The organism is Rhodococcus sp. 320_ES (assembly GCF_059691855.1).
This window is the reverse complement of sequence record NZ_JCAWAG010000005.1, coordinates 178,292-197,843: the sequence shown is the minus strand read 5'-3', so window position 1 is coordinate 197,843 and position 19,552 is coordinate 178,292. Positions and strand designations below refer to the sequence as shown.

The following is a 19,552-nucleotide window of genomic DNA, read 5'->3' as shown; positions in this document are numbered from 1 at the left end:
TGATTATCGATACCATCTCAGAGCGGCCGAGAGATCCGGCTTGTCGACGCCGCAGCAACCAGTCCAGTGCTAATGCCGGAACCGATGGAAGGACCTTCCCCCATGTCACGTCTGACCCGTGTGTCCGTCGCTGCCCTCGCAGCTCTTTCGCTGGCGGCGCTGACCGCATGCGGTGGAAACTCCGACCCCCTCAGCAGCGGTGGCGGCTCCACGTCCACCGATACCAACACGATCGTCGTCGGTTCCGCGAACTTCACCGAGTCCGAGATCGTCGCCAACATCTACGCCGAGGCGTTGAAGGCGAACGGGTTCGACGCCAGCACCAAGCTCTCCATCGGCAGCCGTGAGGCCTACGTTCCGGCGGTGCGCGACGGCTCGATCGACATGATCCCCGATTACACCGGCAACCTGCTGCAGTACTTGGATCCGTCGGCCACCGCGTCGTCGGCGTCGGATGTCGACGCCGCTCTGCCGGCCGCGCTGGGATCCGATCTGGCCATCTCCACTCCCGCGCCCGGTGAGGACAAGGACGCCGTCGTGGTCACGCGCGCAACCGCGCAGCGCTGGAATCTGAAGACCATCGCCGATCTCGCCCCGTACTCGGCTCAGCTGAAGTTCGGCGGAACGCCCGAGTTCACCGAGCGCGTCGCGGGCCTGCCCGGCCTCAAGGACAAGTACGGCGTGGACGTTTCGCCCGCCAACTACGTCACGATCGCCGACGGCGGCGGCCCGGCGACGGTGCAGGCGCTGGTGGGCGGCCAGGTCGATGCGGCCGACATCTTCACCACGTCGCCCTCCATCGCGCAGAACGACCTGGTCGTGCTCGAGGACCCGGAGAACGTGTTCGCCGCGCAGAACATCGTGCCGCTCTACAACGCGAGCAAGAAGTCGGACAAGCTGACGACCGTTCTCGACGCCGTCTCCTCGAAGATCACGACCGAGGAGCTGCTTGCGCTCAACACCGAGGTGTCGGGTGACGCGAAGACCGAGCCGCTCGCTGCGGCCCAGGCCTGGGTGAAGGAACAGGGTCTCGACCAGCCGGTCTCGTGATCTCCTTCGAGAACGTCACCAAGCAGTTCCCGGACGGGACCACTGCCGTCGACTCGCTGAACCTGACGATCGAGCCGGAGTCGTTCACCGTCTTCGTCGGTCCGTCCGGGTGCGGCAAGACGACGTCGATGCGAATGATCAACCGCATGATCGAGCCGTCGTCCGGTGTGATCACGGTCGACGGCAAGAACATCGCGAATGTCGACGCGGTCAAACTGCGGCTCGGCATCGGTTACGTGATTCAGAGCGCCGGGCTTCTCCCGCACCGCACGGTGGTCGACAACGTGGCCACGGTTCCCGTGCTGCGGGGGGACTCGCGCCGTGAGGCACGCAAGGCCGCACTAGGCGTCCTCGAACGCGTGGGCCTCGACCTGTCTCTGGCCAACCGCTACCCGGCTCAGCTGTCGGGCGGTCAGCAGCAGCGCGTGGGTGTGGCACGAGCGCTGGCCGCCGACCCGCCGATTCTGTTGATGGACGAGCCTTTCAGCGCCGTGGACCCGGTGGTACGTGAGGACCTGCAAGCGGAAATGCAACGGCTGCAGGCAGATCTGAAGAAGACGATCGTCTTCGTCACCCACGACATCGACGAGGCCGTCAAGCTCGGTGATCGCGTTGCCGTGTTCGGAACGGGTGGGCGGCTGCAGCAGTACGACAAGCCGCAGACCGTGCTCGCCGCTCCCGCAACGGATTTCGTGGCGTCGTTCGTCGGACGCGATCGTGGCTACCGCGGCCTCTCGTTCCGAACGGCCGCGGATGTGTCGGTCCACCCGGTTCGCACCGCGACCGAAGCGGAACTCGCGTCGTTGAAGCTCGAGTACGGCGAATGGGTCCTGCTGGTGAACGAGAACGGTGCACCTGGCGGGTGGATGGACGTCGGCGGGCTGGAGGCGCATCGCAACGGGCGCAGCCTTCACGACAGCACGTCGGCGGGCGGATCGCTGTTCGTCCCCGGCGGCGATCTACGGCAGGCGCTGGACGCGGCAATTTCGTCGCCGTCGGGAATTGGTGTCGCCGTCGACAAGTCGGGTGTGGTCGTCGGCGGCGTCGACGCCACCGAGATCATCGATCTCCTTGCCACGCAACGCAAGCAGGAAGATCGTGACCGAACGGCTCAGGAGCGATGAACTACCTCGTCGACAACTTCGGGACCGTTGTCGACCTGACCAAGACGCACCTGTACCTCGCCCTCGTTCCACTTCTGATCGGGCTCGTCATCTCGGTCCCCGTCGGCGCCGCAGTGCGGTCGGTGTCATGGTTGCGACGCATCACCCTCGTGGTCGCGAGCATCATGTTCACCATTCCGTCCCTGGCGCTGTTCGTCACGGTGCCGCTGATCGTCGGCCTGCGCGTGCTGGACCCGTTGAACGTGGTGATCGCCCTGTCGGTGTACTCGACGGCGCTGCTCGTTCGTGCGGTTCCCGAAGCTCTCGACTCTGTGTCCCCCGCCGTCGTGGACGCGGCGACTGCCATGGGCTTCACCGGTCTGCGCCGGGCAATCACCGTCGAACTCCCCCTGGCCCTTCCGGTTCTCGTGGCGAACGTTCGTGTCGTCGCCGTCACCAACATCTCGCTGGTGTCGGTCGGGTCTGTCATCGGCATCGGCGGACTCGGTCAGCTGTTCACGCAGGGGTACCAACGCGACTTCCCCGACCAGATTCTGGCGGGCATCATCGCAATCGTCGTTCTCGCGCTCTTCTTCGACGCGGTGCTCTACCTGCTCGGGCGAGCGCTCACCCCGTGGACCCGCGTCGGCACCCGAACCAAGGCGGCGCGCGCATGAACATCTTCTCGCAGGCGTTCGACTACTTCGCCGACGGCGCCAACTGGTCCGGACCCACCGGCATCGTGTCTCGGCTCCTCGAGCAACTCTGGTACAGCTTCATCGCCGTCTTCTTCTCGGCGATCATCGCGGTGCCGATGGGTCTCGCGATCGGGCATGTCCGCAAGGGCGAGGTGCTTCTGGTCGGAATCGTCAACGCGCTCCGGTCCATTCCCACCCTGGGCTTGCTCACGTTCCTGGTTCTGCTGATCGGGTTGGGTCTGATGCCGCCCGTCATCGCGCTCGTTCTGCTCGGCATTCCGTCCATCCTCGCGGGCACGTACGCCGGTATTGCGAACGTCGATCGCACGGTGGTCGACGCGGCGAACTCGATGGGAATGACGCAGCGACAGGTGATCTTCCGCGTGGAAGTGCCGAACGCGATGCCGTTGATTCTGGGCGGCATTCGCAGCGCCACGCTCCAGGTCATCGCCACAGCGACCATCGCTGCGTACGTGAACCTCGGCGGGCTCGGGCGGTACATCTTCGACGGCCTGGCGCTCTACCGCTACGACCGAGTCGTGGTGGGCGCCATCCTCGTCGCGCTGTTGGCCCTGGTGGTCGACGGCATCCTGGCGCTGGCGGTGTGGCTGTCGCAGCCGGGCACCGGACGCCTGCGGGTCAGCACCGCGATCCGCTAGGCCGCCAGATCCCGCCGTTTCTGCTCCAGGTCCCAGTTGCGGAGCAGAACGTCGGTCGCGTAGGGCAGGTCGAGAGGTTCGCCACCCCAGTCCGCCGTCGCCGCGGACGATTCGACGTGTCGATATCGGTCGGTGAGGCCGTCTGCAGTGCCCTTCGCCGTCGGCGCGTACTCGATCTCCCTGCCGTCCGGATGCTGGAACACGAACCGCTGATCGCCGGCTGCCTCGATGCCGAATGCGCCGTCGTGCAGCAGTCGATGGTGCTCACCGCAGAGCATGACGAGGTTGTCGAGATCGGTTGTCCCGCCACGTGACCAGAACGTCACGTGGTGAGCATGCAGAAACCGCACACGGCCACATCCCGGCGCCGCGCAGCCCCGGTCACGCATCAGCAGAACACGCAGTTGAGCACGCGAGGACGTTCGACGCTTACGACCCAACGTCAGCGTTTCACCCAATCGGCCGTGGCCGATCCGTCGAAGCGTTGCGTCGCACAGCAATTCCTCCGTCGCACCCGCGCCCAGTCCGGGCCCGTTGTCGAGACGGGTGTGTCCATCCTGCTCGACATGGACGATGACCTCTGCCGCCGGTGAGTTGATCGGCGAGTTCGGTTCTGCACGAACAATATTCGACATGGCGACCACGGCGGGTGCGATGTTCGACGGTGTCGGGGCGTTCAGATCGGCCGGATCGTCACCGGTGCGGGTGCGCTCGTACTCGGCTCGGGTCACCGCCGCGAGGAAGCTGGCGCCGTCTTCCGGGGCGAGGCGAAGCGCAACCTTCAGCGAACCGTCCTCGTCCCACCACCACCGGCCACCGCATCGGTTCTCCCGGGCCGGGTCGGCGTCGGCTTGGCGCAGCCCGCGGCACAGGCGCTCGAGGTGCGCGGCCGGCGACACGAGAGCGACCTCGACCAGCGACTCCTCGGTGTGCTCGGTGGCCACACGGGTCATCGCCCGCACCTTGGAGAAGGACAGGGCACCCGAGGCGAACGATGCGGACATGACCGGGAGATCGACGAGCGCCCGCGCCACTCGAACCTGCTCGCGCGCGGTGTGCAAGTCCACGCCCGCTTTCCACGACAGCCAGTGCGCGCACGATCTGATCTGCGCGCCGGCCCAGCCCTCGCGGGCGTCGAATTCGGCCAGCAGCGCCAGATACCGAGCGGTGCCGGCCGCGATCTGCCCGGCCAGGGTGCAGATTTCTTCTTCGAGGTCGTCGATGGACCGAACGGTGTGCATGGAATCCCCCATATCGAACCGATGTTCGACCACCGTACGAGACCCCACCGACAACCCCGATCGCAAACGTCCCCGCGGGGACGTTCCGCGCTACGCGACCCCGTCTTCCTTCGCGGCAGCGGCCACTGCAGCCGCGACAGCGGGCTCGACTCGAGGGTCGAGTGGGCTCGGCACGATCATCGTCGGTGACAGGTCGTCCGCCACCACTTCCAGGATCGCGTGCGCGGCAGCCAGTTTCATGCGCTCGGTGATGCGTCGCGCACCCACGTCCAGCGCACCGCGGAATACGCCGGGAAACGCGAGAACGTTGTTGATCTGATTGGCGAAGTCGCTACGACCGGTGGCGACGATCTCGGCGTACCGGGCGGCGACGTCGGGCGCGATCTCCGGATCCGGGTTCGACAGGGCGAACACCACGGAGCGAGGAGCCATCGACGCAATCAGCTCCTCGGCGATCTTTCCCGCCGACAGGCCGAGGAACACGTCGGCCCCGTCCAGCGCTTCGGCTGCGCCTCCCGCGAGGTGGCGCGGGTTCGTCCGAGCGGCAAGGCCTGCCTTGACGTCGTTCAATCCGTCGCGTCCCTCGTAGATGATGCCCTTCGAGTCGAGCACGACCACGTCGTGGATCCCGGCGAGCAGCAGCATGTTCGCGCATGCGACACCGGCGGCGCCCGCACCCGATATGACCACCTTCAGATCGGCGATCTCGCGGGACTGCACACGAGCAGCACCGAGGAGTGCCGCGAGAACCACGATCGCGGTGCCATGCTGATCGTCGTGCATCACCGGGCAGTCGAGGGCCTCGATGACCCTGCGCTCGATCTCGAAGCAGCGCGGCGCGGAGATGTCTTCGAGGTTCACGGCGCCGAAGCTCGGGCGCAGACGAATCAGCGTCTCGACGATCTCGTCGGGATCGTTGGTGTCGAGCACGATCGGAATGGAGTTCAGGCCGGCGAACTTCTTGAACAGCGCCGACTTGCCTTCCATGACCGGCAGCGACGCGCGCGGTCCGATGTCGCCGAGTCCCAGGACAGCCGAACCGTCGCTCACCACCACGACGAGACGGTCGGTCCACGTGTACTTCCGCACCAATTCCTGATCGGCCGCGATCGCACGGCTGACCTGCGCCACACCAGGCGTGTAGGCGATCGAGAGGTCACGCTTGTTCTCGAGGGGGGCCGTCAGCTCGACGCTCAGCTTCCCGCCCTCGTGGCTGCGAAAGATCTCGTCGTCGGTGATGGCGGTCAGGTCGGGACGGTCGATGTCTGTGCTCACGGGACGCTCCTGGGCTACGACGAAACTGGGCTACGACGAAACAATGGCGACGGCATCGGGTGGCGGGCGGCTGGTGAGCCACGCACATCGCACACCCGGCAGGGACAGACGGGCGCGGTGGCGCCGTCGACGACTTGCACCCAGTGTGCCATTACCCCCGACGGCGACGGCCCGAGGCTGCTAATTCCACCACTGCGTCCACAGGAGGGCGCCCGCCACGACGAAGACGCCGAACGATCCGAGCACCGACACCGCTCGGCCACGGTGATCCGCGAGTCGCTGCAGGAACACAGCAACGATCGTCGCACCCACGTGCCAGACGACGGTCGAGATGCCGGGACCGGGGAAACCCCGATCTCCGCCGAGGATTTCCGTTCCGATCACCACGAGCATCAGAACCACCAGACCGGCGACGACGCTTCCACTCAATCCGCGCAGCATCGCCCTATCCCCCTGCCACGAATCCGCGAACGGACTCGGCGATCAACTGCACGGCGATGGCAGCGAGGAGCAGACCCGCGATCCGCGCGAGCAGCGTGATGCCGCCCTGCCCCAGGATCCGAATGAGCACCGTCGAGAACCGCAGGACCAGGAAGAACACCACGTGAATGGTGATGATGCCGGCGGCGATGGCCAGCAGGGACGAGGCGCGACCGTTGGACTGGCTCACGTAGACGATCACCGCGGCAATGGCGCCGGGGCCGGCCATCAACGGCGTGCCCAACGGCACCAGCGCCACGTTGACGTCCTCGTTGCCGGGGGCTTTCGCCGATTCGCGGCCGGTCAGCAGTTCGAGCGCGATGAGCAGCAGCAGCAAGCCGCCGGCGCCCTGCAGCGCGGGAATGCCGATGTGCAGGTAGCTCAGAATGGCCTGCCCGCCGACGGCGAACACCGTGATCACCGTGAGCGAGACGGCGGGCGCCTGCCACGCCGCCCGGTTCCGCACCTCGCGGGACTTCCGGCCGACGAGCGAGAGGAAGATCGGGATCGCGCCCGGCGGGTCCATGATCACGAACAGCGTCACCACGACGGTGAGGTACAGGGTCACGTCCATGGCTATCCGATCACCGGTACGCCGCTCGCCCGGTCGACGATCATCGCGAACTGGTCGGGAGCGGTGGTGAACGCGCCGATCGGCGTGGTCTTGTTGGTGCCGTGGTAGTCCGAGGACCCGGTCGCCGCAATCGAGTGCTCGACGGTGAGCGCACGGAGCCAGTTCGCGTCGTCCTCGGTGTGGTCCGGGTGGTCCACTTCCAGCCCACCGAGCAGGCCGCCCGCGGCAAGTTCCTCGATGTGATCGGCGGCGAGAATGCGGCCGCGTGTGCGTGCCCGTGCGTGAGCGATCACCGGAACACCTCCGGCGTCGACGACCAGGCGCACCGCCGCGTCGAGCGGGGCGTCCTCTTTCTCGACGTAGTACTTGCCGCCCGTTTTCAGGTAGGACTCGAATGCCTCCGACACGGACGACACCAACCCCAACTTCACCAGCTCGCGGGCCAAGTGTGGTCGACCCGCCGACGGCCCGGCCGCCTCGAGGATCGCGTCGGCGTCGAGCGGAATATTGTCGGCCTGGAACCGAGCTGCCATGGCGCGCAACCGAATACGCCGCTCGTCGCGTAGACGTTCACGCTCCGCGGCGAAGGCTTCGTGATCGGGGTCGAACAGATAGGCGAGCACGTGCACCGGCACCGGGTCACCGTCCGCGCCGCGGCCGACACACGACATTTCCATTCCCCGCACGAGGCGCATCGACGAACCCGACGCCTCCAGCGCAGCCGTCGCGTCGGCCCAGCCCGACGTGGTGTCGTGATCGGTGATCGCGAGAACGGACAGGCCGGCGTCGATGGCGGTGCCGACGAGCTCGGACGGCGATTCGGTGCCGTCCGATGCGGTCGAGTGGGTATGCAGGTCGATAAGCACGGGGGTCAGTGTGTCAGGTCGCGGCGGCAGCGTCGCGCGCCAGGACGGACGTAGGATTGAGCGGCTCGACAGGAAAGGATGTCTCGCTCGTGCCCACCAGGCCCTCGCTCCCCTCGTTGCCGTCGCTGCGCCCCTCTGCGCGCGGGGCCGAGCCGATGCATCGCCTCCCCATTCCCACCGCGCGCGCCATCGTCGACTGCGCCGTCTATGTCGACGGACAGCGGTTGCCGGGCAAGTACACCCACTCGGCCGCCATCGCCGAGGTGCGCAAGCGTGGCGAGGGCTTCGTGTGGGTCGGTCTGCACGCCCCGGACGAAGGTCAGATGGGCAGCGTCGCATCGTGTTACGGGCTGCACGAGCTCATGGTCGAGGACGCGGTGCACGCTCACCAACGCCCCAAACTCGAGCGCTACGACGACGTCCTGTTTCTCGTTCTGCGCACGGTGAACTACGTCGAACACGACTCGGTCACCACCGCCAACGAGATCGTCGAAACGGGCGAGATCATGATCTTTCTCGGCGCCGACTTCGTCATCACCGTGCGCCACGGCCAGCATTCCGAACTGGCCACCACCCGTGCGCTCATGGAAGCCAATCCCGACCGGCTCGCCCTCGGCCCGTCGTCGGTCATGCACGCGATCGCCGACCACGTGGTGGACACCTACCTCGACGTGACCGAGAAGATCGAGCGTGACGTCGACGTCATGGAGGAAGAAGTCTTCAGCCCCAACCATCACGTGCCGATCGAGCAGATCTACCTGCTCAAGCGGGAGATCGTCGAACTGCGGCGCGCGGTGAGCCCGCTGTCGGCGCCGCTGGCTCGCCTCACCCAGGAGTCGGAGTCACCGGTCCCGAAGGCCGTACGGCGATACATGCGCGACGTAGCCGATCACCACACCGCCGTCGCGGAGCGGATCGGCGAGTTCGACGAGGTGCTGAGCACCCTGGTCGACGCGGCGCTGGCGCGCGTGACGATGCAGCAGAACCTGGACATGCGCAAGATCTCGTCGTGGGTCGCCATCGCATCGGTGCCCACGATGGTGGCCGGGATCTACGGTATGAACTTCGACAACATGCCCGAGCTGCACTGGACGTACGGTTACCCGCTGGTCGCGGGGTGTGTGGCGTCGGTGTGCGTCGGGTTGTTCGCCACGTTCCGGCGGAACCACTGGCTCTAGAACGACTGGCTGCAGAACGACTGGCTGCAGAACGACTGGCTGCAGAACCGCTGGCTCCAGCACGACTGCTCAGAACGCAGCCGCGGCCCGTTTCGGCTCCCGCACGTCGATCCCGGCTTCGGTCCACGCGTCGCGGAGCGCATCGGCTCCGCGCAAGCGCACCCACGCCGCTTCCGTCTGGGTGATCGGTACCGCGTCGAAGAAGACGACGGGATCGGCGGGTTCTGCGAGGGGAAGCTCGTCCACCTCTGCGCTGCGGCCGAGCAGCACCGCGGTGAACGGCGCGCCGTCCCACATCGGCTCACCCAGGTCCAGGAGCGCATCCGCCACCAGCACGACCCCTTCGACGGCGGGCGACGCCGCGAGCACGGCCAGCTTCTTGTGAATGCCGGCGGCGCCTCCGCGCATGCTCAGGATCAGCTCGGCCCGCGGGCCGCGATCGGGGTCCGCCACCATCGCGCCCGGATCACCCATCGGATGACGGGAACAGCCGACCGTGACGTATCGGACGACGCTCTCCGCGTCCGAACCGAAGCGCAGCACGTCGATGGGTTCGAGGCCGAGGAAGGTCACCGACGCCGTACCGGGAGCGTCGTCGTCGAGGGCTGCGATCACATGGGCCCGAACCAGGGCGGCGACGTCTCGGCTCACCTCCCCATACAACCACCCGCGCGGAAGGTACCGTTCACGGCGTGGTTTCCGTCCTGACGATCTCCGACGAGGTGATCGAAACTCTGTGGAGTGCGCAGGTCCGCACGCTCGACGTCGACCTGGTCCTGGCGGCGGGCGATCTTCCGTTCGACTACATCGAGTACGTCACCGACATGGTGAATGCTCCCTGCGTGTTCGTCCCCGGTAACCACGACGCCGACCTGAGCGGCTACTCCGCCGGCCGGACGGGCTGGATGCGCGCAGGCCTGCCCGCAACGTGGCCCGGGCCGGTGGGTGCGATCAACGCCGACCGCAGGATCGTCAGCGCGGCCGGGCTGCGGATCGCCGGACTCGGTGGCTGCATTCGCTACAACGACGGACCCAACCAGTGGACCGAGCGCCAGCAACGGCGGCGGGCTGCGTCGCTTCTGCGCACCAACTCCTGGCATCCGACGCTGCGCGGCAAGGGCGTCGACATTCTGCTGACCCACAGCCCCGCCCGCGGCGTCGGCGACGGTGACGACGGGCCGCACCGCGGATTCCAGTGTTTCGACACTCTCGTCGAGAAGCTCACCCCACAACTGTTCGTACACGGGCACATTCATCCGCACGGACAGCGCCCACCGGATCTCGAACTGCATGGGGCGGCCGTGGTGAACACGGTCGGCTACGCGCTCATCGAGATCACCCCCGGAGGGACCGCCCCCACGATCGGAAGGCGACGCTATGGCGCGTGACACCGGATTCCCGGCCGCAGATGCCGAGAACGATTTCTCCCGCCAGCGGCGACGAGCCGAGATGGCGAGGCTGGTCGGCTGGTTGCGCCGCCAGCCCGACGACGTCAACACCATCCTGCCGTTCGACGAAGTCGTTGCGGCACTGGGCAAGACGGGTGAGCGGCGCATCGGACTCGAAGTGATCCGCGTGGATTCGATCGTCGGCAGCGTCGACCGCACCCGCGACTTCGACCGTTACTTCCGGCCGACGTCGGCGCGGACCCGCGAGCGGTGGCAGCGGCTCGCGACGGCCACGAGGCGCGGTGAGGCGATGCCGCCGATCGAGGTCTACCGCATCGGGCAGATGCATTTCGTGATCGACGGCCACCACCGGGTGTCGATCGCCTGCTCCCAACACAACACGTTGATAGAGGCCTACGTCACCGAGATCACCACCCGCATCTCCCCCGACGGAATCAGCTCCCGCGCAGACCTGTTGGTCAAGGATCACCGGCGCATCTTCCTCAGCCGTGTTCCCCTGACGGGCAAGGCGCGCGACGCCATCGAATTCAACGACCCGTGGCACTACGCCGAACTGTCGGAAGCGGTGGAGGCGTGGGGATTTCGGCTGATGCAGGAGCTCGGCGAGTTCGTCGACCGCCGAACGGTGGCGCGCCGATGGTTCGGTGAGGAGTTTCTTCCCGTCGTGCGCATGGTGCGGTCGGTGGGCGGCATGATGACTCGCCACACGGACGCCGAGGCGTACATGTGGATCGAGCGCGAGCGGTATCGGTTGGTGCGCAGCCACACCTGGAACGACGAGATCATCGCGCAGCTCAAGGAGACTGCCCCGAACTGACGGAAGCCGGCGCGCAGTGTGCGCCGGCTTCCGTTGCGAACTCGGGTCAGAGAGTCAGGTTGTCTCCACTGGACGCGTCGAACACCGACACGCGCTTGGGGTCGAACCACAGCTCGATCGACTGTCCTTGCTTCGCAGCCGATTCAGCTGCCACACGGGCCACCATCTGCGTGCGCTCCCCGCCGGAGTCGGCCGCGAGCTCGCGAAGTTCGTTGGAGTCGACCTTGCCGCCGTCGACACCGAAATACACGTACTTGTCCGACCCCATGGATTCGAGTACGTCCACGTTCGCGGTGAACGTCGATCCCGACATCTTCTGGTACGAGTCGATGAGGCCGGCGTCCTCGAGGTGCTCGGGACGAATTCCGACCACCACGTCACGCCCGGAGTTCTTCTGCGAGATGAGCTGACGACGATCGTCCGGCAGCTCGATCGAGCCGAACGGGGTGTCGACGCCCGACTGCGTCAGCTGTCCCGGAACGAAGTTCATCGACGGCGAGCCGATGAACCCGGCCACGAACAGGTTCCGCGGGTTGTCGTAGAGCTCCTGCGGGGACCCGATCTGCTGAACCAGGCCACCGCGAAGCACGACGACGCGATCGCCGAGCGTCATGGCCTCGGTCTGGTCGTGCGTGACGTAGAGCATCGTGGTGCCCAAGCGGCGCTGCAGCTGCGCGATCTCGGTGCGCATCTGCACGCGCAGCTTCGCGTCGAGGTTGGACAGCGGCTCGTCCATGAGGAACGCCTTGGGGCTGCGCACGATCGCACGTCCCATCGCGACACGCTGACGCTGACCACCGGAGAGGTTGCCGGGCTTGCGATCGAGATGCTGTGAGAGATCCAAGATGTTGGCCGCGTCGGTGACCTTCTTGTTGATCTCGTCCTTCGAGAGCTTCTGCAGCGTGAGCGGGAACGCGATGTTGTCGCGGACCGTCATGTGCGGGTACAGCGCGTAGGACTGGAACACCATGGCGATGTCGCGGTCCTTGGGCGCCTTCTCGTTGACGCGCTCACCGCCGATACGGAGCTCACCGGTGGAGATGTCTTCGAGTCCGGCGACCATGTTGAGGGTCGTGGACTTACCGCAGCCGGACGGTCCGACGAGGATGATGAATTCGCCGTCGGCGATGGTGATGTCGACGTCGCTCACCGCCTTGGCGCCGTCCGGGTACAGCTTGGTCACTTTGTCGAGAACGATTTCGGCCATTGACTTATCCCTTCACTGCGCCGGACGTCAGGCCCGCCACGATACGACGTTGGAAGAACAGCACGAAGATGATGATCGGGATGGTGATGACCACCGCGGCTGCGGCGATCGATCCCGTCGGCTCCTCGAACTGGGAACTACCGGTGAACTGAGAAATGGCTGCCGGCACCGTGATCGAGCGTTCGGTCGCGGTGAGCGAGATGGCCAGCAGCAGGTCGTTCCACGCGAAGATGAACACGAGGATCGCGGCGGTCACGATGCCGGGCGCCGCGAGCGGAGCGATCACCTTGCGGAACGCCTGAGCGGGAGTGGCACCGTCCATCTTGGCGGCCTTCTCCAGCTCCCACGGAATCTCGCGGAAGAACGCCGATAGCGTGTAGATCGACAGCGGCAGAGCGAACGTGATGTACGGGATGATCAGGCCGGGCCACGTGTCGAACAGTCCGAGCGCACGCTCGATGTCGAACAGCGGGGTCACGAGCGAGATCTGCGGGAACATCGCGATCAGCAGGGCCGCGCCCACGAGCACCTTCTTGCCCGGAAAGTCCAGCCGGGCAACGGCATACGCCGCCATGGTGCCAATGACCACGGCGATGAGCGTGGTGATCAGTCCGATGCCGATGGAGTTGACGAGCGCCGAGGTGAACTGCGACGTCTGGAAGATGCCCTTGTAGTTGTCGAACGTCCACTGCTTCGGGATGAAACTTCCGTCCGCGATGGTGGCGACCGGCTTGAAGGACAAGCTGATGATCCAGACAAGCGGGATCAGTGCGTACAGCAGCACGAGCAGGTTGACGATGGACCAACCGGCTTTCTGCTTGGTGGTGTTCGCCACGGCCTATCGTCCTTCCGCGTCGGATCCGGGCGCCGAGGCACCGAACAGTTTGATGAAGATGACGGCGATGATCGCCACGCACACGAAGATCAGGACGCTGATCGCGGAGCCGATACCGAGGTTGAACGCCCCGAACAGGTTGTCGTATCCGAGGATCGAGACGGAACCGGTTCCGTTGCTGCCCTTGGTGAGCACGTAGATGTTGTCGAAGATGCGGAACGCGTCGAGGGTGCGGAAGAGCAGTGCAACCAGGATCGCGGGCTTCATCAGCGGAAGGATGATGCGGAACAACCGGGTCCACGCACCTGCGCCGTCCACCTGCGCCGCCTTGAGCAGGTCGTCGGGGACCAGAGCCAGTCCGGCGAGGAGCAGCAGCGCCATGAACGGCGTCGTCTTCCACACCTCGGCTAGCACCACGATCGCGAGCGAGGGGATCTGCTCGGTCAGTGGGGCGCTTCCCGTCGGCAGCAGGTTCGCGAGGTAACCGGTGCCCGGCGTCCACGCGTAGTACCAGCTGTAGGCCGCCGCCACGGTGACGATGCCGTACGGGATGAGGACCACGGTGCGGACCACGCCGCGCCCGAAGATGGTGCGGTGCATCACGAGTGCGACGGCCAGACCGAGAACGAACTCGATGGCGACCGAGATGACCGTGATGCCCACCGTGACGCCGAACGCCGTCCACCAGTACGAATCGGACAGCACGGCACCGTAGTTGGACAGTCCCACGAATGCCTTGTCGTCGGGGAACGCCAGGTTGTACCGCTGCAGGCTGAGCCACAACGCGTAGATGATCGGGTACGCGGTGACGGCCAGCATCAGGATGGCGGCGGGCGCCACCAACAGCAGGCCGAGGCGACGCTCCGCCTTCTTGCCGTCAGAAAGTCCGTGCGAGACCGGCTCGTCCGGCTTCGCGTGCGCCGGAGACGCAGACGCTGTGGCGGTCATGGGATCAGCCCTTTCGATTCGACGGCCTGCTTGACCAGGTCTGCCAACTTGTCGACGTCACCGACGGGGTCGATGTTCTGAGGGGGGTTGAGCGCGTCGGTCAGCAGAATCGAGATCGACTGGTACGCCGGCGACACCGGGCGCACCGTGGCGGATTCGATGGACCCCAGCACGCCTTCCCACGCGGGGTAGGCCGCCTGGAAATCCTTGTCCTGGTAGAGATCGGCGCGCACCGGGGGCACACCGCCGTTGACCGCGTTGTTGCGCTGGTTCTCGCGGTCGGTCAAGCACGCCACCGCTTTCCAGGCCAGATCCGGATGCTGCGTCGTCTTCGCGACTCCGATGTTGAAGCCGCCGATGGTGACCTTGGCGGGCTGGCCGGGAATCACCGACGGGTACGGAGCGCTCTTGAACACCTCGTTCACCTTCGCGTCCTGCTGGTCGGCGGGAACGTTGGACAGATCGAGGAACGACACACCACCGGCGGCCGCGTTCTCCTTCAGACCCGGCAGCACGAACGGGTAGTTCACCTCGGCGAACATGGTGCCCGCCTCGACTCCGAGTCGCGCCGTTCCCTCGTCGCTCTGCGAGACCGACGGGTCCGCGCCGGGCGCGGTGGCGACACCCTTGATGATGGACAGCGCCTTCTCGGTAGCCGCGCGGTGCTCGGGGGTGTCGTTGAGGGTCACCGTGGTGCCGTCCTCACCGACCACCGAACCGCCGGCGCTCTCGAGCAGGGTATTGAACCAGACCATGAAGCCCTCGTACTGCTTCGCCTGCACGCCGATGGCTGCGGGCTTGCCGGCCGCCTGGTTCGCCGCCGCGGTCGCGATCATGTCGTCCCACGTGGCGGGCGGCGTGCCGTTCGGTACCAATTCGGGCCGGTACCAGAGCAACTGGGTGTTCGAGTTCAGCGGAACGGCGAAGAGCTTGTCCTTCTTCTCCGTCTGCGGATCCAGCCATTCCGCGGTGGCCAACGGGCCCGCGAGCGTGGAGCCGTCACGCAGCGATGCCGCGAGGTCGTCGGGAACCGGAAGAGCCCACCCGGCCTCTGCGAATTCGGCTGTCCACACGACATCGAGCGTCATGAGGTCGAGGGTCTTGTCGTTGCCGGCGAGACGCCGCGCGAGCTGCAACCGCTGATCGTTTGCACTCTTCGGCAGCGTCCGCTGCTCGACCGTGTACTCACCACCCGACTGGGCGGTGCACGCTGCGGCGGCCGCCGCGTACTGCTCGGCACCGTCGGCCGCGGTGTAGAAACTGAGGACGATTCCGTTGTTCGAAGATCCGCACGCGGCAAGCAGTGGACTCGCCACTATCGCTGCGGCCGTGATCAGCCCGAACTTCTTCACGTCGAACCTCGAGCGCTTTTTCGCAGCGCAGTTGGACTTCGATGGCACTTCCGCCTCCTCCGCTGCGAAGGAGGCTTTACGTGGCCCCGACTCCGCAGCGTGCACTCCGTTGGACACGCTTTACCCTGCGCAGGAGAACCTAGCGGAAACGCGGTTCCGAATGGGCAGCTTGATCGAATTCCGTATCCGCAATGAGACCTTGGGGTTTCTGCTGGAATTTCGGGCTGCTTCTCGGCGTCAGAGAGCCAGTTTGGCCAGCAGATCCCGCGCCTTCTCGGCCGACTTCGGCTCGCACAGTACGTCGTAGCGTCCGGCCACGAGTTGCATCGTCGAGGCGAAGTCGCGCTGACCCTTGGTGGCGGCGTACGGGATGGACGCCGAGATGAGGCCGAACACGATGCCGCCGAGCACACCGACGATCAACGCGCTGATGTAGTTGGTGTTGGTGATGATGCCGAGCACCAGGCCGAGGAAGACGCCCAGCCACGCACCCGAAATGATGCCGCCGCCAATCACTTTGGCCCAGGTGAGGCGACCGATGACTCGCTCGACCTGCATCAGGTCGACGCCGACGATGGTGACGTCCTGCACGGAGAACTCTTCGTCGGACAGGTAGTCGACGGCGCGCTGCGCCTCGGCGTAGGTGGGGTAGGAGCCGATGGGCCAACCGGACGGCGGGGTGGGTAGACCTTGGCCGGCGCGGTTGGGCTGAGACAGGGGGTTCGTCATATGTCCATTGTGCCCGTTGACCTGCTCGGCGCTCCACCACTGGTGTCCGAGCGCACCCGGGCCGGCGTCTAGTCTGTCGGGCATGGCAGCTGTCAGCAAAGTGTTCGCCGCCAGGCTCGCGGGCCTGGTCGTGCTCGGTCCGGACGGTGAGTCCATCGGACGTGTCCGCGACATCGTGATCACCGTGCGCGTCGGCCGTCTGCAGCCTCGGGTTCTGGGTCTGGTCGTCGAATTGGCAACGCGCCGGAAGATTTTCGTGCCCATGCTGCGCGTGACCGCGATCGAGCCGACCTCGGTCACGCTGACCACGGGAAACATCAGTATGCGGCGGTTCGGGCAGCGCCCCGGTGAGGTGCTGGCGCTGGCGCAGGTCCTCGATTCTCGGGTCCGCAGCGACGATCCCGAACTGCCGGAACTGCTGGAGACCGACGCGATCGTCGTGGACCTCGGCATCGAACAGACGCGCACCCGCGACTGGGTCGTCTCACGCGTCGCGGTCCGGGCGCATCGCGCTCGACTCGGCCGCCGCGGGGCGCTGCACGTGATCGACTGGCAGCACGTGGTGGGCCTGACGCAGACCGACCTGGCGATGCCGGGCCAGGGCGTCTCCCAGTTGCTGCAGCAGTTCGAGGGATTGCGGCCCGCCGACGTGGCCGACGCCATCCGCGACCTCCCGGAGAAGCGTCGACTGGAAGTGGCTCTGGCGCTGGACGATCAGCGCCTCGCGGACGTCGTGCAGGAGATGCCCGACGACGACCAGATCGATCTGCTCAAACACCTCGAACTAGAGCGCGCCGCCGACGTTCTCGAGGCCATGGACCCCGACGACGCGGCCGACCTGCTGGGTGAACTGCCCGACTCGGAGGCGGAATCGCTGCTGCGCCTGATGGATCCGCAGGATTCCGAGCCCGTGCGCCGACTGCTCGAGCACTCCCCCGACACGGCGGGTGGTCTGATGACGCCGGAACCGGTGGTGCTCAACGCGTCGGCCACCGTCGCCGAGGCGCTCGCGCGTGCCCGTAACCCCGACCTCACCCCGGCGCTGTCGTCCCTCGTGTTCGTGGTGCGGCCGCCCACCGCCACCCCGACGGGCCGCTACCTCGGGTGTGTCCACCTTCAGCAGTTGCTCCGCGAGCCGCCGGCCAGCCTGGTGGGCGGCGTCATCGACACCACGCTCACGCAGCTTTCCCCCGACGACAGCCTCGCTGCCGTCACCCGATACTTCGCCGCGTACAACTTGGTGTGCGGTCCGGTGGTGGACGAAGAGGATCACCTCCTCGGCGCCGTGACCGTCGACGACGTTCTCGACCATCTGCTCCCCGACGACTGGCGCGAACAGGAGCACCTCGGCCAATGAGCGACAAGACCTCCACCCAGGCAGCCCGTCAGCGTCTCGACACCCCGCGCGGCACCCGGCGATTCGCCGTCACCTTCGATCCCGAAGCCATCGGGCGTACCGGCGAGACGGTCGCGCGGTTCCTCGGCACGGGCCGGTATCTGACCATTCAGACCGTCATCGTGATCATCTGGATTCTGCTGAACGTCTTCGCGCTGAACCTGCAGTGGGACCCGTACCCGTTCATCCTTCTGAACCTCGCGTTCTCCACGCAGGCCGCCTACGCGGCGCCGCTGATCCTGCTCGCCCAGAACCGGCAGGACGACCGGGACCGAGTCTCGCTCGAAGAGGACCGTTCCCGAGCGGCACAAACCAAGGCGGACACCGAGTTTCTGGCCAGAGAACTTGCCGCGCTCCGCATTGCGGTCGGTGAAGTGGCCACGCGCGACTATTTGCGACGCGAATTGGACGACTTCCGCGACGACCTCCGATCGCTGCTGGCCGACCCCTCCTCGATCACCGAGGACGAGGCGTCTCGACCGCGAAAGAAGCCGCGCAAGAAGGTCGTCGACGAATCGACTCGTTCCGACAACAGCGGCGACACGGTTATGTAACGTCGGCATCGGGGAGCGCGTCGGGCACAGGAACGTGTGCGCACCACCGGATGGCGCGAAGGGGAACACCGCAGTGCGTGTCGTGGGAATTGTCGCAGCAACAGCCGTGGTGATCACCGCTGCGGCCATGGCCACCGGATCCGCCGCGTCGGGCGCGCAGGCACCCCCGGATCTGGAACTCGCCACTGCCGCAACAACTTCCCCGACGGTCACCTCCTTCGAACTCGTCGACGTCGCGCCCCGCGCGCCTCTGGCGCTGAAGTCACCGAAGGCTCCGGCCACGCCCACGCCCACTCCCCTTCCCGCACCTCCCGTCACCACCGCGCTCGCGGCGGTCGGTGTCACGATCGGCGCGCTCGGCATTCCGGAGCTCGTCCTTACCGCGTACAAGGCGGCCGAGACCACGCTCGCCGGCACCACCCCCGGCTGCCACCTTTCCTGGAGCCTGCTCGCCGGAATCGGACGCATCGAGTCCGGCCACGCCGGCGGCGGGCGCACCGATGTCCACGGCACCACGATCAGCGCCGTGCTCGGTCCCGTGCTGGACGGTCGCGGCGCGGGAGATGCGGTGATCACCGACACCGACGGGGGCAAGTACGACGGCGACGCCTCACACGATCGCGCGGTCGGTCCGATGCAGTTCATTCCGGGTACGTGGGCCAAGTACGGGGCCGACGGAAACGGTGACGGAGTCGCCGACCCGAACAACGTCTTCGACGCGTCGCTCGCGGCAGGAAAGTACCTGTGTTCGGGCGGCCTCGATCTCGCCGATCCGGCGCAGGCCACCGCGGCGGTGCTGCGCTACAACAACTCCGCCGCGTACGCGGCGAACGTGCTCGGGTGGGCGTCGGCGTACGCGTCGGGCGCGAGTTCGGTGCCGGGTGAGATCGGTTCGCCCGCTCCGGTGCCCACCCCGACGCCGACGGACCCGCTCGCCGTCGAAGCAGCGGCGGTGGCCACCGCTGCGAGCACCGCGCCCGAGCAACCGGTTGCGCCTCCAGCGTTCGGGATCCCCGGTCTGCCACCCCTGCCCGTATTGCCGTGCCTCGTGTTCTGCCCCGCCCCGACTCCGTAGCGGTTGTGACGTCCTCGTTGTGACCTGCACAACAGATCACGGCGCGGTAACGGAAGTGCAACGAATCGGGTAGCCTCGTCTCCGGAAGTTTTACGGAGTATCAGGA

The 19,552-nt window shown here is 66.5% G+C and carries 21 protein-coding genes; 10 read left to right on the top strand and 11 right to left on the bottom strand.

The genetic code is table 11. The features are described 5' to 3' along the window. The first annotated feature begins 102 nt into the window (after positions 1-102). From AC59JP_RS18625 to AC59JP_RS18610, 4 genes are read left to right on the top strand one after another with little or no spacing between them, the layout of a single operon-like run. Positions 103-1,050: an ABC transporter substrate-binding protein gene (locus AC59JP_RS18625; RefSeq protein WP_497327300.1), complete on the top strand. Its 948-nt coding sequence runs from the start codon at positions 103-105 to the stop codon at positions 1,048-1,050. Next, a complete protein-coding gene (locus tag AC59JP_RS18620; protein ID WP_497327299.1) occupies positions 1,047-2,174 on the top strand; it encodes an ABC transporter ATP-binding protein in 1,128 nt (375 codons plus the stop codon). Before AC59JP_RS18625 ends, AC59JP_RS18620 begins: the two co-directional genes overlap by 4 nt. Further along, positions 2,171-2,830: an ABC transporter permease gene (locus AC59JP_RS18615; RefSeq protein WP_497327298.1), complete on the top strand. Its 660-nt coding sequence runs from the start codon at positions 2,171-2,173 to the stop codon at positions 2,828-2,830. The genes AC59JP_RS18620 and AC59JP_RS18615 overlap by 4 nt, the downstream gene beginning before the upstream one ends. After that, positions 2,827-3,510, top strand: coding sequence for an ABC transporter permease (locus tag AC59JP_RS18610; RefSeq protein ID WP_497327297.1), 684 nt, complete (start codon positions 2,827-2,829; stop codon positions 3,508-3,510). Before AC59JP_RS18615 ends, AC59JP_RS18610 begins: the two co-directional genes overlap by 4 nt. Here the strand turns inward: AC59JP_RS18610 and AC59JP_RS18605 are convergent. The 5 genes from AC59JP_RS18605 to AC59JP_RS18585 form a co-directional block, all read right to left on the bottom strand. Then, positions 3,507-4,751, bottom strand: coding sequence for an HNH endonuclease signature motif containing protein (locus AC59JP_RS18605; RefSeq protein ID WP_497327296.1), 1,245 nt, complete (start codon positions 4,749-4,751; stop codon positions 3,507-3,509). The genes AC59JP_RS18610 and AC59JP_RS18605 overlap by 4 nt on opposite strands. A gap of 90 nt (positions 4,752-4,841) precedes the next feature. Then, positions 4,842-6,026 carry an NAD(P)-dependent malic enzyme gene (locus tag AC59JP_RS18600; RefSeq protein WP_497327295.1) on the bottom strand — a complete coding sequence of 395 codons (1,185 nt, stop codon included), beginning with the start codon at positions 6,024-6,026 and terminating at the stop codon, positions 4,842-4,844. Positions 6,027-6,206: 180 nt separating this feature from the next. Then, positions 6,207-6,467, bottom strand: a complete 261-nt coding sequence (locus AC59JP_RS18595; protein ID WP_497327294.1) for a hypothetical protein — start codon at positions 6,465-6,467, stop codon at positions 6,207-6,209. Positions 6,468-6,471: 4 nt separating this feature from the next. Then, entirely contained in the window at positions 6,472-7,086 is a 615-nt protein-coding gene (locus AC59JP_RS18590; RefSeq protein WP_497327653.1) for a MarC family protein, read from the bottom strand. Further along, a complete protein-coding gene (locus AC59JP_RS18585; RefSeq protein WP_497327293.1) occupies positions 7,083-7,946 on the bottom strand; it encodes a PHP domain-containing protein in 864 nt (287 codons plus the stop codon). Before AC59JP_RS18585 ends, AC59JP_RS18590 begins: the two co-directional genes overlap by 4 nt. Positions 7,947-8,101: 155 nt before the next feature. Here AC59JP_RS18585 and AC59JP_RS18580 point away from each other — a divergent pair, with 155 nt between their 5' ends. After that, the gene (locus AC59JP_RS18580; protein ID WP_497327652.1) at positions 8,102-9,124 is read left to right on the top strand and encodes a magnesium and cobalt transport protein CorA; all 1,023 of its coding nucleotides are present in this window, start codon (positions 8,102-8,104) and stop codon (positions 9,122-9,124) included. Between the two features lie 69 nt (positions 9,125-9,193). Here AC59JP_RS18580 and AC59JP_RS18575 read toward each other — a convergent pair whose 3' ends face one another. Then, positions 9,194-9,775: a suppressor of fused domain protein gene (locus tag AC59JP_RS18575; protein ID WP_497327292.1), complete on the bottom strand. Its 582-nt coding sequence runs from the start codon at positions 9,773-9,775 to the stop codon at positions 9,194-9,196. 41 nt (positions 9,776-9,816) lie between these two features. Between AC59JP_RS18575 and AC59JP_RS18570 the strand changes: the two genes are divergently transcribed. Both AC59JP_RS18570 and AC59JP_RS18565 read left to right on the top strand, forming a co-directional pair. After that, complete coding sequence (locus tag AC59JP_RS18570; RefSeq protein ID WP_497327291.1) at positions 9,817-10,512, top strand: metallophosphoesterase family protein; 696 nt, start codon at positions 9,817-9,819, stop codon at positions 10,510-10,512. Then, positions 10,502-11,350, top strand: a complete 849-nt coding sequence (locus AC59JP_RS18565; protein WP_497327290.1) for a chromosome partitioning protein ParB — start codon at positions 10,502-10,504, stop codon at positions 11,348-11,350. The genes AC59JP_RS18570 and AC59JP_RS18565 overlap by 11 nt, the downstream gene beginning before the upstream one ends. Positions 11,351-11,396: 46 nt before the next feature. Here AC59JP_RS18565 and AC59JP_RS18560 read toward each other — a convergent pair whose 3' ends face one another. The 5 genes from AC59JP_RS18560 to AC59JP_RS18540 form a co-directional block, all read right to left on the bottom strand. Then, positions 11,397-12,557 (bottom strand): ABC transporter ATP-binding protein, encoded by a 1,161-nt coding sequence (locus tag AC59JP_RS18560; RefSeq protein ID WP_497327289.1) that lies wholly within the window; start codon positions 12,555-12,557, stop codon positions 11,397-11,399. A gap of 4 nt (positions 12,558-12,561) precedes the next feature. Then, positions 12,562-13,392, bottom strand: a complete 831-nt coding sequence (locus AC59JP_RS18555) for a carbohydrate ABC transporter permease (RefSeq protein ID WP_497327288.1) — start codon at positions 13,390-13,392, stop codon at positions 12,562-12,564. 3 nt (positions 13,393-13,395) lie between these two features. Continuing rightward, the gene (locus AC59JP_RS18550) at positions 13,396-14,340 is read right to left on the bottom strand and encodes a carbohydrate ABC transporter permease (protein WP_497327287.1); all 945 of its coding nucleotides are present in this window, start codon (positions 14,338-14,340) and stop codon (positions 13,396-13,398) included. Continuing rightward, a complete protein-coding gene (locus AC59JP_RS18545; RefSeq protein ID WP_497327651.1) occupies positions 14,337-15,677 on the bottom strand; it encodes an extracellular solute-binding protein in 1,341 nt (446 codons plus the stop codon). Before AC59JP_RS18545 ends, AC59JP_RS18550 begins: the two co-directional genes overlap by 4 nt. Before the next feature lie 252 nt (positions 15,678-15,929). After that, a complete protein-coding gene (locus AC59JP_RS18540; RefSeq protein WP_497327650.1) occupies positions 15,930-16,421 on the bottom strand; it encodes a YflT domain-containing protein in 492 nt (163 codons plus the stop codon). A gap of 82 nt (positions 16,422-16,503) precedes the next feature. Between AC59JP_RS18540 and AC59JP_RS18535 the strand changes: the two genes are divergently transcribed. The 3 genes from AC59JP_RS18535 to AC59JP_RS18525 all read left to right on the top strand — a co-directional run bounded on the left by AC59JP_RS18535 (position 16,504) and on the right by AC59JP_RS18525 (position 19,446). Next, entirely contained in the window at positions 16,504-17,778 is a 1,275-nt protein-coding gene (locus AC59JP_RS18535) for a magnesium transporter MgtE N-terminal domain-containing protein (RefSeq protein WP_497327285.1), read from the top strand. Next, positions 17,775-18,371, top strand: coding sequence for a DUF1003 domain-containing protein (locus tag AC59JP_RS18530; RefSeq protein ID WP_497327284.1), 597 nt, complete (start codon positions 17,775-17,777; stop codon positions 18,369-18,371). Before AC59JP_RS18535 ends, AC59JP_RS18530 begins: the two co-directional genes overlap by 4 nt. An 82-nt stretch (positions 18,372-18,453) precedes the next feature. Continuing rightward, positions 18,454-19,446: a lytic transglycosylase domain-containing protein gene (locus AC59JP_RS18525; RefSeq protein ID WP_497327283.1), complete on the top strand. Its 993-nt coding sequence runs from the start codon at positions 18,454-18,456 to the stop codon at positions 19,444-19,446. Positions 19,447-19,552 lie beyond the last annotated feature (106 nt).